This window comes from Thauera phenolivorans (genome assembly GCF_001696715.1).
Lineage (GTDB): Bacteria > Pseudomonadota > Gammaproteobacteria > Burkholderiales > Rhodocyclaceae > Thauera > Thauera phenolivorans.
Window position 1 is genome coordinate 368261 of the sequence record NZ_MBFM01000003.1, and the last position, 13567, is coordinate 381827.

Annotated in this window: 12 protein-coding genes; 5 read left to right on the top strand and 7 right to left on the bottom strand. The window is 69.3% G+C overall.

Features of this window, described 5'->3' with window-relative positions; all coding sequences use genetic code 11:
- Positions 1-7: 7 nt before the first annotated feature.
- The 6 genes from sufU to BB334_RS08685 are packed head-to-tail and all read right to left on the bottom strand — an operon-like array spanning position 8 to position 5762.
- Positions 8-460, bottom strand: coding sequence for a Fe-S cluster assembly sulfur transfer protein SufU (gene sufU, locus BB334_RS08660; RefSeq protein WP_068807212.1), 453 nt, complete (start codon positions 458-460; stop codon positions 8-10).
- Positions 457-1707, bottom strand: a complete 1251-nt coding sequence (locus BB334_RS08665; protein ID WP_068807214.1) for a cysteine desulfurase — start codon at positions 1705-1707, stop codon at positions 457-459. The genes sufU and BB334_RS08665 overlap by 4 nt, the downstream gene beginning before the upstream one ends.
- Positions 1704-3014: a Fe-S cluster assembly protein SufD gene (gene sufD, locus BB334_RS08670; protein ID WP_068807218.1), complete on the bottom strand. Its 1311-nt coding sequence runs from the start codon at positions 3012-3014 to the stop codon at positions 1704-1706. Before sufD ends, BB334_RS08665 begins: the two co-directional genes overlap by 4 nt.
- Positions 3011-3787 (bottom strand): Fe-S cluster assembly ATPase SufC, encoded by a 777-nt coding sequence (sufC, locus tag BB334_RS08675; RefSeq protein ID WP_068807223.1) that lies wholly within the window; start codon positions 3785-3787, stop codon positions 3011-3013. Before sufC ends, sufD begins: the two co-directional genes overlap by 4 nt.
- Positions 3788-3807: 20 nt before the next feature.
- Positions 3808-5256 (bottom strand): Fe-S cluster assembly protein SufB, encoded by a 1449-nt coding sequence (gene sufB, locus BB334_RS08680; RefSeq protein WP_068807226.1) that lies wholly within the window; start codon positions 5254-5256, stop codon positions 3808-3810.
- 11 nt (positions 5257-5267) lie between these two features.
- Entirely contained in the window at positions 5268-5762 is a 495-nt protein-coding gene (locus BB334_RS08685; RefSeq protein WP_068807229.1) for an SUF system Fe-S cluster assembly regulator, read from the bottom strand.
- A 222-nt stretch (positions 5763-5984) separates the two neighbouring features.
- On the opposite strand from BB334_RS08685, the gene BB334_RS08690 reads away from it, so the two are divergent.
- From BB334_RS08690 to BB334_RS08705, 4 genes are all read left to right on the top strand, one after another.
- A complete protein-coding gene (locus BB334_RS08690; protein ID WP_068807975.1) occupies positions 5985-6935 on the top strand; it encodes a LysR family transcriptional regulator in 951 nt (316 codons plus the stop codon).
- A 27-nt stretch (positions 6936-6962) separates the two neighbouring features.
- On the top strand, positions 6963-7784 hold the full coding sequence (gene nudC / locus BB334_RS08695; RefSeq protein WP_068807978.1) for an NAD(+) diphosphatase: 822 nt from the start codon (positions 6963-6965) through the stop codon (positions 7782-7784).
- 82 nt (positions 7785-7866) lie between these two features.
- The gene (locus tag BB334_RS08700; RefSeq protein ID WP_068807231.1) at positions 7867-10425 is read left to right on the top strand and encodes a PEP/pyruvate-binding domain-containing protein; all 2559 of its coding nucleotides are present in this window, start codon (positions 7867-7869) and stop codon (positions 10423-10425) included.
- Positions 10426-10671: 246 nt separating this feature from the next.
- Complete coding sequence (locus BB334_RS08705) at positions 10672-11139, top strand: hypothetical protein (protein WP_068807234.1); 468 nt, start codon at positions 10672-10674, stop codon at positions 11137-11139.
- A gap of 104 nt (positions 11140-11243) precedes the next feature.
- Here the strand turns inward: BB334_RS08705 and BB334_RS08710 are convergent, their stop codons facing one another.
- A complete protein-coding gene (locus BB334_RS08710; protein ID WP_068807237.1) occupies positions 11244-12935 on the bottom strand; it encodes a sigma-54-dependent Fis family transcriptional regulator in 1692 nt (563 codons plus the stop codon).
- 259 nt (positions 12936-13194) lie between these two features.
- Here BB334_RS08710 and BB334_RS08715 point away from each other — a divergent pair, with 259 nt between their 5' ends.
- The gene (locus BB334_RS08715; RefSeq protein ID WP_068807240.1) at positions 13195-13512 is read left to right on the top strand and encodes a 2Fe-2S iron-sulfur cluster-binding protein; all 318 of its coding nucleotides are present in this window, start codon (positions 13195-13197) and stop codon (positions 13510-13512) included.
- Positions 13513-13567 lie beyond the last annotated feature (55 nt).

The following is a 13567-nucleotide window of genomic DNA, read 5'->3' on the forward strand; positions in this document are numbered from 1 at the left end:
GGTCTCCTCATTCGGTGCGCGCGGGGTCGCGCGCGCCGACGATCGCGTTGTGCAGGGTGTGCCAGGCGAGCGTCGCGCACTTCACCCGGGCAGGGAATTCGCGCACGCCGCCGAGCACCTCGAGCTTGCCGAGGTCGCGCTCGGGGTGGGTGTCGGTGAGCATCGCGTGGACGTCGGCGAACAGCGCCTCGACCTCTTCCACCGGCCGACCCTTCACCGCCTCGGTCATCAGTGAGGCGGAGGCGGTGGAGATCGCGCAGCCGTGGCCGACGAAGCTGACGTCGGTGATCACCCCGTCCTCGATGCGCAGGAACACGGTGAGTTGGTCGCCGCACAGCGGATTGTGGCCGTCGGCCTGGTGGTCGGCCTCGGGCATGGGGTGGAAGTTCCGTGGCTTGCGGTTGTGGTCGAAGATCACTTCCTGGTAGAGCTCGCGCAGGTTGTCGTGGATGTCGCTCATCGGGTCGTCCCCCTCGTGCCGAACAGGTCCTGGCCCTTGTGGATCGCCGCCACCAGGGCGTCGACGTCGGCTTCGTCGTTGTAGAGCGCGAACGAGGCGCGCGCGGTGCCCGGGATGCCGAAGCGGGTCATCAGCGGCATCGCGCAATGATGGCCGGCGCGGATCGCCACCCCCTCGGCGTCGAGGATGGTGCCCAGGTCGTGCGGATGGATGCGATCGACCAGGAAGGACAGGATGCTCGCCTTGTGGCGCGCGGTGCCGATCAGGCGCACGCCCGGGATGTCGCCCACCGCGGCGGTGGCGCGTTCGAGCAGGGCGTGCTCGTGGGCGGCGATGCGCTCGAGGCCGATCGCCTGCACGTAGTCGATCGCCGCGGCGAGGCCGACCGCGCCGGCGATGTTCGGCGTGCCGGCCTCGAAGCGCTGCGGCGGCTCGGCGAAGCTGCTGCCCTCGAAGGCGACGGTGCGGATCATGTCGCCGCCGCCCTGCCAGGGCGGCATCGCGGCGAGCAGCTCGGCGCGGCCGTAGAGCGCGCCGATGCCGGTCGGACCGTACAGCTTGTGGCCGGAAAAGGCGTAGAAGTCGCAGCCGATCGCCTGCACATCGACCGTCTGGTGGGCCACCGCCTGGGCGCCGTCGATCAGCACGATCGCGCCTGCGGCGTGCGCCTTCGCGGTGAGTTCGGCGACCGGGTTGATCGTGCCGAGGGCGTTGGAGACCTGGGTGATCGCGAGCAGCCGGGTGCGCTCGCCGAGCAGTTGCTCGAAGGCCGCGAGCTCGAGTTCGCCGGCGTCGCTCACCGGCACCACCCTGATGGTCGCCCCCGTCTGCTCGCACAGCAGCTGCCAGGGCACGATGTTGGAGTGGTGCTCGAGCGCGGTGAGCAGGATCTCGTCGCCCGCCTTCAGGTTCGCCCGGCCCCAGCTCGCGGCGACCAGGTTGATCGCCTCGGTGGTGCCGCGGGTGAACACGATCTCTTCGGCCGCGCGCGCGTTGAGCAGGCGCCGGACCGACTCGCGGGCGACGTCGTAGAGCTCGGTGGCCTCCTGCGACAGGCGGTGCACGCCGCGATGGATGTTGGCGTTCGACTCGCGGTAGAAGCGGCGTTCGGCCTCGATCACCGCATCGGGCTTCTGCGTGGTGGCGCCGTTGTCGAGATAGGCGAGGCGGCGGCCATGGATGGGGCGGGCGAGGATGGGGAAATCGCCGGCGAGCGCCAGCTGCCGGGCGTCGGTGCGTGCGTTCATGCGAGCGCCTCCAGCAGTTCTCCGCCCGGCAGGCGCGCGAGCAGGGCGCTGCGGGCGCGGGCACGCAATGGCTCGAGGCCGATGCGGGCGAGCGCCTCGGCGGCGAAGGCGTAGGTCAGCAGCTGGCGGGCATGGGGCTCGTCGAGGCCGCGCGCGCGCAGGTAGAACAGACTGTCCTCGTCGAGCTGGCCGACGGTGGCGCCGTGCGCGCACTTCACGTCGTCGGCGTAGATCTCGAGCTCGGGGCGGGCGTCGGCCTCGGCCTGACGCGACAGCAGCAGGTTGTCGCAGCGCTGCATGGCGTCGCTGCGCTGGGCGTCCTGGGCGACGATGATGCGGCCGCGGAAGACGCCGCGGCCGGCGCCATCGAGCAGGCCGCGGTAGAACTCGTGGCTGGTGCCGCGCGGGCTGGCGTGTTCGATCAGGGTGTGGTGGTCGACATGGCGCCGACCGTCGACATGGTAGAGGCCGTTGAGCAAGGCCTCGCAGCCCTCGCCGTCGAAGCGGGTACGGATGTCGTTGCGCGCGAGCTTCGCGCCGAAGGACAACGAATGCGAGGCGAAGCGCGCGCCGCGCGCCTGGCGGGCCTCGATGCCGGCGAGGTGGATCGCGCCCTCGGCCTCCTCCTGCAGCTTGAGGTGGTCGATCCGGGCGTCGGGGCCGGCCTCGATGCGGGTGATCGCGGTGGTCAGCGTGCTGCCGTCGGCGCCGGGCAGGTAGTGCTCGACCACGGTGGCGGCGGCGCCCGCGTCGGCGACGATCAGGTTGCGCAGGTGGCGACCGTGGGCCTCGCCGCCGGGCAGGAAGACGAGATGGACCGGCGCCTCGAGCGCGACGCCTCGCGTCAGCCTGAGCAGCGCGCCGTCGGTGAAGAAGGCGGCATTGAGCGCCTGCGGGCTGTCGCCGTCCTCGGCGCGGCCGAAGGCGGCCTCCACCGTGTCGGCCTCGGTCGCGAGCGCGTCGGCGAGCGGCATCAGTGTGACGCCGGCGGGCAGCGCGCCGATGGCGGACAGCGCGGGGGCGAAGCGATCGCCGACGAACACCAGCCAGTGCCCGTCGGGCGAGGCTGCGCGCAGGCGCTCGACCGCGGCGGCGGCGTCGCCCGCGTTCGCGGCGACGAGTTCGCTCTGCTCGAGGAAGGCGAGCGAGGTGTGGCGCCAGTCCTCCTGGCGACTGGTGGGCCAGCCCTCGTCGGCGAAGCGCTCGAGCGCACGTGCGCGCAAACGGGCGAGCCAGGGCAGTCCGGCGCCGGGCAGCTGCGGCGCGAGCGCGCGGTGGCGCTCGCGCCAGAGATCGAGCGCGCTCATGGCCGGCCTCCCTGCGCCGCCGGCGCCGCGGGCTGGGTCTCGATCCAGCCGTAGCCATGTTCTTCCAGCTCCAGCGCCAGCTCGCGTCCGCCCGAGCGCACGATGCGGCCCTGCGACAGCACGTGCACCTTGTCGGGCACGATGTAGTCGAGCAGGCGCTGGTAGTGGGTGATGACGATCATCGAGCGCTCGGGCGAGCGCAGGCGATTGACGCCCTCGGCGACGACCTTCAGCGCGTCGATGTCCAGGCCCGAGTCGGTCTCGTCGAGCACCGCGAGTTTCGGTTCGAGCAGCGCCATCTGCAGCACCTCGTTGCGCTTCTTCTCGCCGCCCGAGAAGCCTTCATTCACCGATCGGTAGAGGAACTCCTCTTTCATGTCGACCGCCTTCATCTCGGTCTTCACACGCGCGAGGAAGTCCATCGCATCGTATTCCGGCAGGCCGCGGTGGCGGCGGATGGCGTTGACCGCCGCCTTCAGGAAGTAGGCGTTGGACACCCCGGGGATCTCCACCGGGTACTGGAAGGCAAGGAAGAGGCCGGCGCGGGCGCGCTCCTCGGCGGGCAGGGCGAGCAGGTCGGTGCCGTCCCAGTCGACGCTGCCTTCGGTGACCTCGAAGGTCTCGCGCCCGGCGAGCACCTGCGCGAGCGTGCTCTTGCCCGAGCCGTTGGGGCCCATGATGGCATGCACCTCGCCGTCGGCCACCTCGAGGTCGAGGCCGTTGAGGATCGCCTTGCCGTCTACCGTGGCGTGCAGGTTGTGAATCTTGATCATGTGGTGGTCTCCCTTTCCGTTCAGCCGACGCTGCCTTCGAGGCTCACGCCGAGCAGCTTCTGCGCTTCCACCGCGAACTCCATCGGCAGTTCCTTGAACACCTCGCGGCAGAAGCCATTGACGATCATCGATACGGCGTCCTCGGCGCTGATGCCGCGCTGCATCGCATAGAAAAGCTGGTCCTCGCCGATGCGCGAGGTGGTCGCCTCGTGCTCGACGCGCGCCGAGGGGTGTCTCACCTCGATCGTGGGGAAGGTGTGCGCGGCGCAGCGGTCGCCGATCAGCAGCGAGTCGCACTGGGTGTAGTTGCGCGCGCCCTCGGCCCGCGGCGTGACCTTCACCAGGCCGCGGAAGGTATTGCTGCCGCGGCCGGCCGAGATGCCCTTGGAGAGGATGGTGCTTTTCGTGTTGCGCCCCATGTGGATCATCTTGGTGCCGGTGTCGGCCTGCTGGCGGTGGTTGGAGAGCGCGACCGAGTGGAAGTCGCCCACCGAATCGTCGCCGCGCAGGATCACGCTCGGGTACTTCCAGGTGATCGCCGAGCCGGTCTCGACCTGGGTCCAGGAGATGTGCGAACGGGCGCCGCGGCAGTCGCCACGCTTGGTGACGAAGTTGTAGATGCCGCCGATGCCGTCCTTGTCGCCCGGGTACCAGTTCTGCACCGTCGAATACTTGATCTTGGCGTCGTCGAGCGCGATCAGCTCCACCACCGCGGCGTGCAGCTGGTTCTCGTCGCGCATCGGCGCCGTGCAGCCTTCCAGATAGCTGACGGAGGCACCTTCCTCGGCGATGATCAGGGTGCGCTCGAACTGGCCGGTGTCGCGTGCATTGATCCGGAAATAGGTCGAGAGCTCCATCGGGCACTTCACCCCCTTCGGCACGAACACGAAGGAGCCGTCGGAAAACACCGCGGAATTGAGCGCGGCATAGTAGTTGTCGCCCGGCGGCACCACGGTGCCGAGGTACTTGCGCACCAGCTCGGGGTGGTTGTGCACCGCCTCGGAGAAGGCACAGAAGATGATGCCGTGCTCGCCGAGCTCCTTCTTGAAGGTGGTCGCCACCGAGACCGAATCGAACACGGCGTCGACCGCCACGCCGGCGAGGCGGGCGCGCTCGTGCAGCGGCACGCCGAGCTTGTCGAAGGTGCGCAGCAGCTCGGGATCGACCTCGTCGAGGCTCTGCGGGCCGTCCTTCTTCGACTTGGGCGCCGAGTAATAGACGATGTCCTGGAAGTCGATCGGGTCGAAGCGCAGGTGAGCCCAGGTCGGCGGCCTCATCGTCAGCCAGCGGCGATAGGCCGCGAGCCGCCATTCGAGCATGAACTCGGGCTCGTTCTTGCGCGCCGAGATCATGCGGATGATGTCCTCCGAGAGGCCCTTCGGTACCGTGTCGCTTTCCATCTCGGTGACGAAGCCGGCGGTGTACTCCTGTTCGAGAAAGGCGTCGATCGGTCGGGTGGCGGTGCTCATCGCTTGCTCCTTCATCTGTCCTGCGGTTCGGTGGCGGACCGCGCGCGGCGGGCGTGCAGTTCGATCGGTTGCGTGGGCCTCGGCGACCCTTGTGGCGGGTGCGACGGACCGAGCATGTCGGCGAGGCTCACCGCCTGCAGTGCGTCGCGCACCACGGTGTTGATGCCGATCCAGCGCTCACGGATGCGGCAGTCGTCCTCCAGTTCGCACACCCCGCTGTTGGCGCTGCACTCGGTGAGGCCGAAGCGCTGCTCCTCGAGCGCGTCCACGATGTCGGCGACGCTGATCTGCGCCGCCGCGCGGCTCAGCGCGTAGCCGCCATGCGCGCCGCGGGTGCTGGTAACGAGGGCGTGGCGCCCGAGCGACTTCAGCACCTTGCTTACGGTCGGGGCGCCGAGCCCGAGCGTGGCCGACAGGTCGGCCACGCTGAACACCCGGCCGGGCTCGCTGGCCATGTGGGTGAGGACCAGGGTGCCGTAGTCGGTCAGCTTGCTGATGCGCAACATGGTGAAACTCCGGGCTCGTCTCAATGAGTACCAATATAGTCCTCTTTAAGAACGAGCGCCAGCGCGGAAGTTCCGTCTTTCGCGTGCGGCCCTGGTGCGGCCGTGCCGGGAAATCGGGGGGATTCCTCACCGCCCGTTCGCGGGCTGGCCCCTGGGCGCTGTTTGGACAAACGTGCCGCCCTGGCCTAAATTGTTCAGCTTTCGCGAATGACGGAGCAGGTCGTGGACCGCTTTCACGCCATGCAGGTGTTCAACCGGATCGTCGAGCTCGGCGGCTTCGGCAAGGCGGCCGACAACCTCGGCTTGCCGCGCGCCTCGGTGACGACGGTGATCAAGCAGCTAGAGGCCCACCTCGGGGTGCAGCTCCTCCAGCGCACGACCCGCCAGGTGAGCCCGACGCCGGACGGCGAGGCTTTCTACGAGCGCAGCGTGCGCCTCCTCGCCGACCTCGAGGAGGCCGAGTCCTCGGTGTCGGAGGCGCGCCACAGCCCGACCGGCCTGTTGCGCGTGGAGCTGCCCGGTTCGCTCGCACGCCTCGTGGTGATTCCGGCGCTGCCCGCCTTTTGCGCCCGCTATCCCCGCCTCGAGCTGGAAATCGGCACCAGCGACCGTCCGGTGGACCTGGTGCGCGAAGGGGTGGATTGCGTGCTGCGCGCCGGCGCGTTCCACGACGCCCGGCTCGCAGCGCGACCGCTGCCGCCGCTGCCGCAGGTAAGCTGCGCCAGTCCGGCCTATCTTGCCCGCTTCGGCACGCCCTCGAGCATCGAAGCGCTCGAGGGTCACCGCGCGGTCAGCTACTTTTCCGCGCTGTCCGGGCGGCGCTTCGATCTCGAGTTCAGCTGCGGCGGCGAACTGCGGTCCCGCAGCCTGCCCTCGCAGGTGGCGGTCAGCAACGCCGCGGCCTATGTCAGCGCCTGCGAGGCCGGGCTCGGCCTGATCCAGATCCCGCTCTACCACGTTCGCAGCCAGCTCGCGGCCGGCAGCCTGGTCGAGGTGCTCGCCGACTGCCGACCACGCGACCTGCCGCTGGCGGTGCTCTATCCGCCGCATCGCCAGCCTTCGCTGCGGGTGCGGGTGTTCATCGACTGGCTGGTGGCGGTCTTCGCAGAGGCGGGCTGGGTACGCGGCGAGGACCTCGGGCGGGGGCTGCGTGCGACGCTGGCGAGCGGCTAGACTGGCGGCTTTTGCGGGGTGCTGCCGATGACCGATTCACTTTCCCGCGCTGCGACACCGGTCGGGCTGTGGCTCGCCTTCCGCGGACGCGAGCTGCTGCTGGGCGAAGACGGCGCGCTGCCTTTCGGGGCCGCGCTGCAGGCGCTCGGCGGGCTGCCGCGCGGCGTGCAGTTTCTCGGCGACCTCGATGGCCAGCCCTGCTACGGTGCCGAACTGGCGCACGACGCGCTCCCGCCCCCGGGCAGCGGATTCCACGACTTCAAGCGGCTCTACGGCCGCCTGCCGCCGGCCACCGCGGCGCTGGCGAACCGCGCGCTCGAGCTCGTCGAGTGGGATCGCACTCACCGGTTCTGTGGCGTTTGCGGCGCGCCAACCGCGCAGCCGGACGCGCGCAAGGTGCGCATCTGCTCCAATCCCGAATGCGGGCACGAGCATTACCCGCGGGTGTCGCCGGTGGTCATCGTCGCGGTCGAGCGCGGCGAGGAGATCCTGCTCGGGCGCTCGCCCCACTTCCCGCCCGGCTTCTACAGTGTGCTCGCCGGCTTCGTGGACGCCGGGGAGACCGCGGAGGAGGCGGTGCACCGCGAGGTGTTCGAGGAGGTCGCGCTGCGGGTGCGCGAGCTGCGCTACTTCGCCAGCCAGCCCTGGCCCTTCCCGCATTCGCTGATGCTCGGCTACCAGGCGGAATACGCGGGCGGCGAGCTCGTGTGCGCCGCCGACGAGATCGAGGACGCCGCGTTCTTCCATGTCGATCGCCTGCCGGCGAACCTGCCCGGGCGCTTCACCATCGCGCACTGGCTGATGCGCGACTTCTGTCGCCGGCACGGGCGGGAACTGGCGAGCGCCTAGCGCCGGCACGCGCGTCGTTCCGCTCTACCGCGGCTGGCCCGTGGTGTATAAGAAACGGGAATCGACCGCCGGGGATAACGCCATGAACACCGAGTCTGTCGCCGCCGACGCACCCTTCGCCCCCACCACCGGCCTGCCCGGGCTCGATGCGGTGCTGAGCGGGGTTCAGCGCGGCGACAACATCGTGTGGCAGATTCAGGCGCTCGACGAGTACGAGGCGCTCGTCACGCCCTACGCCGAGGCGGCGCGCCGCGCCGGGCGCCGGCTGATCTACTTCCGCTTCGCCTCGCACCGCCCGCTGCTCGCCGACGATGCCGGCGTCGAGATCCACCATCCGCGGCCGGCGGACGGCTTCGACGCCTTCGTCGACCAGGTGCATTCGGTGATCGACGCCACCGGGCGCGAGGCGATGTACGTGTTCGACTGCCTGTCGGAGCTCGCCGAGGCCTGGCAGTCCGACCGCATGATGGGCAACTTCTTCCGCCTCACCTGCCCGCGCCTGTTCGACCTCGACACGGTGACCTACTTCGGCGTGTTCCGGAAGCGCCACGCGCGCGCAGGGATGGAAGTGATCACCGCGACCACGCAGTTCCTGCTCGACGTCTTCCGCTGTCGCGGTCAGCTCTACCTGCGGCCGGTCAAGGTGCAGCACCGGTCGGCGGCGTCGATGAACCTGATCCATGCCTGGGAGGCGGGCGACCACTTCCGACCGGTCGCCGACAGCGGCACCGTGTCCGAGATCCTGGCGGGCTCCGGCTGGCCCGGGCTCGAGGACGCCCTGATCGTCGACCACTGGAAGCGTCATTTCGCGGCAGCGCGGCGGGCGCGTGCGAGCGGCGACCCCGCGGCACGCGCCGCCGCCTTCGGGCGGCTCGCGGCGATGCTTTTTCCCGACGATGCGGGCATGACCCGCCTGGTCCGCGAGTACCTCGAGCTCGGCGACCTGCTGGCGGTGCGCGACCGCATGATCGGCGTCGGCACCATCGGCGGCAAGGCGCTCGGCATGCTGGTGGCGCGCGCGATCCTGCGCCGCGAGCTGCCCGCAGTGCATGCGCGCCTGGAAGCGCACGATTCCTTCTACGTCGGCACCGAGGTCTTCGACACCTTCTTCGTCCATAACGGCTTGTGGTGGCTCCGCCGCCAGCAGCGCGAGCCGGCGACTTTCCTGCAGGGGCTGGACGAGGCCCACGAGCGCATCATGAACGGCAGCTTCTCCGGCTCGATCCTGCGCCAGTTCGAAGGCATGCTCGACTACTTCGGCGAGTGGCCCTACATCGTGCGCTCGAGCTCACGACTGGAGGACCGCTACGGCAACGCCTTCGCCGGCCAGTACGACAGTGTGTTCTGCATGAACCAGGGCACGCGCGAGAAGCGTCGCGCCGAGTTGCTCGACGCGGTGCGCAGGGTGTACGCCAGCACGCTCGGCGCGCAGGCGCTGCGCTACCGCGAGCGGCGCGGCCTGCTCGGCCACAACGAGCAAATGGCGCTGCTGATCATGCGGGTGTCGGGAACCGCCGGCCGGCGCTATTTCAACCCTCACGCGGCAGGCGTGGGGCTGTCCTTCAATCCCTACCCGTGGAACCCGAGGATAGACATGCGCGCCGGCGTCGTGCGACTGGTCGCCGGTCTCGGCACGCGGGCGGTGGACCGCGCCGACGACGACTACACCCGGCTGGTCGCGCTCAATGCGCCCGAGCTGCGGCCCGAGCACAATTTCGGTGCAATCGCGCGTCATTCGCAGCGCCGGATGGACACCCTCGATCTCGAACAGGACCACGTCGTCAGCGGCCCCTTCCGCGAGTTCGTGGCGGATGATGACGATTTCCCGCTGGCGCTGTTCACCTCGCGCGAGCAGGACGGCGGCCCCGTCTTCCTGACGTTCGACGGCCTGCTCGAGCGCACGCCCTTCGCGGCGGACATGCGCGCATTGCTGGCCAGCCTGCACACGGCCTACCGCCATCCGGTGGAGATCGAATTCGCACTCAACCTTCGTGCTGACGACAGCTACCGGATCAACCTGCTGCAGTGCCGGCCGATGCAGGTGCGCAACGCCGACGGCGCGGCAGTCACCGCACCGCCGGCGGGCGCGGCGCGCCTGCTGGCAGCTCGCGGCGCGGTGATCGGACCGAGCCGCGTCATCCGCCCCGACCGCGTCATCCTGGTGCGCACCGCAGGCTACGGCCGGCTCGGCCAGCCCGGCCGGCTCGCCGTCACGCGGCTGGTCGGCCGCATCAACCGCGTCAGCGGCGACCGCGTGCTGCTCGCCCTCGGTCCCGGGCGCTGGGGCTCGAGCGATCCCTGGCTCGGCATCCCGGTCGCCTTCGCCGAGATCAACCACGTCGCTGCGCTGTGCGAGGTGGTCGCGATGCACGAGAACCTGACGCCGGACGTTTCGCTCGGCACGCATTTCATCAACGAGCTGATCGAAGCCGACACGCTGTACTTCGCCCTTTTCCCCAACCGGGAGGACAACCTGCTCGACGAGGCGGCGCTGCTGCGGCGGCCTAACCGGCTGGCCGAACTGGTGCCCGATTCCGAGCGGTGGGCGGAGCTGGTTCATGTCGCCGATGTGGCGCCGGGCGAGCTGGTGCTCTACGCGGACGCCGAGCGCCAGGCGGTCGTCGTCACCGAAGGCGGATGAGCGCAGGCGGGGGGAGCGGAAAGCGGCTAGAATTCGTCGATTGATGCAACAATGTGAGCGCGGGGCGGTCGAAGCAGGCGAGCTGTTCCTGCCTGCGCTACGGTCGGCGGGTGCGGGTGGGCGGCGTCAGCGCGCAAATGCTCCGATTGCGTTTTTCCATGACTTTTTCGCGCGAAATCCATCATTGATCTGCGATATTTTACGAACACCGGGCATGATCCCGGACCGCTTCACAGGGAGAACATCGTGTATTCACATCGCATCATCAACCAGCACCACGTCGATTCGTTGAGCAATCTGGAGCAGGTCGGCCAACTGACCCTCGAGTCGATCCGGGCCGCCTCCGATCTGTCCCTGCGCGCGATGCGCAGCCAGGCGCAGGCCGCACGGGCCTGGTCCAGCGCGCTCGCCACGGGACGCTTCGAGGTTCCCGCCGGGAACGCCCAGCTTGGCAGCCTGGTCCAGGAATCGGTGAGCCTGCTGACCCATCACTACGCGCAGCTGGTCCAGCTCGCGGAGTCGCAACTGCACTTGGCGCATCGCAGCACGCATGACGCGCTCGGCCAGCTGCAGCATTGGGTGCCGCGCGAGGGCGAGGCGGCACTCGAGGCCTTCGACCTGGCGGTGGACGCGGCTGACCGCTCGGCGGAGAGCTTTGCCGATGCGGTGGCGCGTGTCGTCCACATGGTCGACGAGTCGTCTCCGAGCGAGTGAAGCGTGCGGGCAGCTGAGGCCGCCGCAGCCTCGATCGCCAACCGCTGCGACCTGTCGCCCCCGCCGTCGCCGCCCGGCGAGCGGGGGCGATTTCGCGTCGGTCTTCAGCGCTCGCCGTCGTGCTTCTTTAGGCGGTAGTTCAACTGCGGCCGGGTCATGCCGAGCAGGCGGGCGGCAGCGGCCAGATTGCCGTTGGCGCGTTCGACCGCGCGGCGCAGCAGGCTCTGCTCGAAGTCTTCGAGCGGGATGCCGGCGTCGAGCAGGGCGTCGTGCACATCGCCTTCGGCAGCGACGGTGGGTAGCCGGGCCTGCGGCTCCCGAAGCTTGCCGTCGGCGCCGACACCGGCCTGCGGGGGCATGACTGGCGCGCCGCCGATGAAGAGGTGTTCCACCTCGATCCAGCCGTTGCCCGGCGCGAGGATCACGCCGCGTTCGAGCACGTTCTGCAGTTCGCGCACGTTGCCTGGCCAGTGCTGGGCCTTGAGCGCGTTCATCGCCTTGTCGGTGATGCCGGCGACGCGCTTGTCGTGCAGGCTGCAGAAGCGCGCGATCATGCCGTCGACGAGGGCGGGGATGTCGGCGATGCGCTCGCGCAGCGGGGGGATCGTGACCGGATAGACGTTCAGGCGGTAGAAGAGGTCGCGGCGGAAGCGGCCTTCCTCGACCGCATCGTGCAGATTCACATTGGTCGCCGCGACCAGGCGCACGTTGATCTTGCGCGTCTGTTCGCTGCCGAGGCGCTCGATCTCGCCCTCCTGCAGCACCCGCAGCAGCTTGGCCTGGGCCGACAGCGGGAGTTCGCCAACTTCGTCGAGGAAGAGCGTGCCGCCGTCAGCGCGCTCGAACTTGCCCGCGCGCGCGGCGTGGGCGCCGGTGAACGCGCCCTTTTCGACGCCGAACAGCTCCGACTCGATCAGCTCGTCGGGCAGGGCCGCGCAATTGACCGCGACGAAGGGCGCGTCGCGGCGCGGGCTGAGGTCGTGCAGCGCATGGGCGAAACGCTCCTTGCCCACCCCCGTCTCGCCGAGCAGCAGCACGGTCACCTTGGTCGTCGCGGCTTTCACCACCAGGTCGTAGGCGTGCTGGAAGCCGGTGGAGCTGCCGATCAGGTCGGGAATGCGGCGCCGGCAGGCGAGGCTCTGGCGCATCGCTTCGACCTGCTCGCGCAACTCGAGCAGGCGGCCGACGATCGAGTCGGCCTCGAAGTAGGGGGTGAACTCCTGGGCGTCGGGCCATTCCTCGACCGGCTTGCCGACGATCCGGCAGCGCTCCGCGCCGGCGGCGGCGCACTCGACCTCGCGGAAGGGGATGAAGCGGCCCATGAAGTAGCTGGTGAAGCCCGACGCGTAGCCGACCTGCATCCAGCACACCGGATGTTCGGCCTGGCCGAACTCCTTCAGGTGGACTTCGGCCTCCCACGCGTGGCTCCAGCGGAATTCCCCGTAGAAGTGGCCCTTCTCGACGTCGACCTCGAGCCGAACCGGGTCGGTGTGTACGCAGCCCTCGAGGGTGTGCAGCTGGGGGCCGACGAGGAAGGACTCGATCGTGGTAGCGTCGCCGCGCAGCTTGCGCGCGAGTTCGGCATCGCGCTGGCCCGAGGCGAAGCCCATGCGGGTGAGGATGCGGCGCGCCTGCTCCATGCCGACCGATTCGATCAGCTCCTTGCGCAGCGCCGACAGCGCGGCGGTGTGGAGCAGCACCATGCGCTGTTCCCCGAGCCAGATCAAGCCGTCGTCGGGAGAGAAGCGCAGCATCTCGCGCAGGTCCGTACTCGGCGGATAGTGAATGCTGCTCAAGACCGATCTCCTCCGTATCCCGTCTATGTGCGGGTTGTCAGGGTGTCTGGATGCGGACGTACGCGAACCGATGACGCGCGTGCGACTCCCGCATCCTACCGACCGGCACGAGCTTGTGGCGAACCCTGCCGGATCGCAATAATATCGAGATTTTTAATCGATAGTTCAATCTTGCTTGATTCTCCTTCGGGACCGCGGCACAGTCATCGGCTGACGGGCCACCCGCGGGGGAGCGGCCAAAACCACGAGAACGAGGCACATGGATAAGCGGTTTTCCGTCCTGATCGAGAACACAGGGGAAAGATTCAACTGTGGCAGCAACCAGAATCTGCTGCGCGGCATGGAGGTACTCGGCCGCAGGGGGATTCCCGTGGGCTGCCGTGGCGGCGGTTGCGGGGTGTGCAAGGTGCACATCCTCAGCGGCGAGTATCACACCCAGCGCATGAGCCGGTCCTGCCTGTCGGTGGAGGAGGAGGCGGAAGGCATCGTCCTCGCCTGCAAGGCCTTCCCCGACAGCGACGTCACGCTGAGGGTGATCGGCAAGATGTGCAAGGCGGTGAACAACGTCGCCGCTTGAGCGCCGCCTCCAGCCTGCCGAAAGGGCCGCTTCCGGGAGACCGGGGCGGCTTTTT

Bases quoted from the DNA above. Each gene is read 5' to 3' on its own strand.
- sufU (WP_068807212.1), bottom strand. From the start codon at position 460: ATGAGCGACATCCACGACAACCTGCGCGAGCTCTACCAGGAAGTGATC.
- BB334_RS08665 (WP_068807214.1), bottom strand. From the start codon at position 1,707: ATGAACGCACGCACCGACGCCCGGCAGCTGGCGCTCGCCGGCGATTTC.
- sufD (WP_068807218.1), bottom strand. From the start codon at position 3,014: ATGAGCGCGCTCGATCTCTGGCGCGAGCGCCACCGCGCGCTCGCGCCG.
- sufC (WP_068807223.1), bottom strand. From the start codon at position 3,787: ATGATCAAGATTCACAACCTGCACGCCACGGTAGACGGCAAGGCGATC.
- sufB (WP_068807226.1), bottom strand. From the start codon at position 5,256: ATGAGCACCGCCACCCGACCGATCGACGCCTTTCTCGAACAGGAGTAC.
- BB334_RS08685 (WP_068807229.1), bottom strand. From the start codon at position 5,762: ATGTTGCGCATCAGCAAGCTGACCGACTACGGCACCCTGGTCCTCACC.
- nudC (WP_068807978.1), top strand. From the start codon at position 6,963: ATGACCGATTCACTTTCCCGCGCTGCGACACCGGTCGGGCTGTGGCTC.
- BB334_RS08700 (WP_068807231.1), top strand. From the start codon at position 7,867: ATGAACACCGAGTCTGTCGCCGCCGACGCACCCTTCGCCCCCACCACC.
- BB334_RS08715 (WP_068807240.1), top strand. From the start codon at position 13,195: ATGGATAAGCGGTTTTCCGTCCTGATCGAGAACACAGGGGAAAGATTC.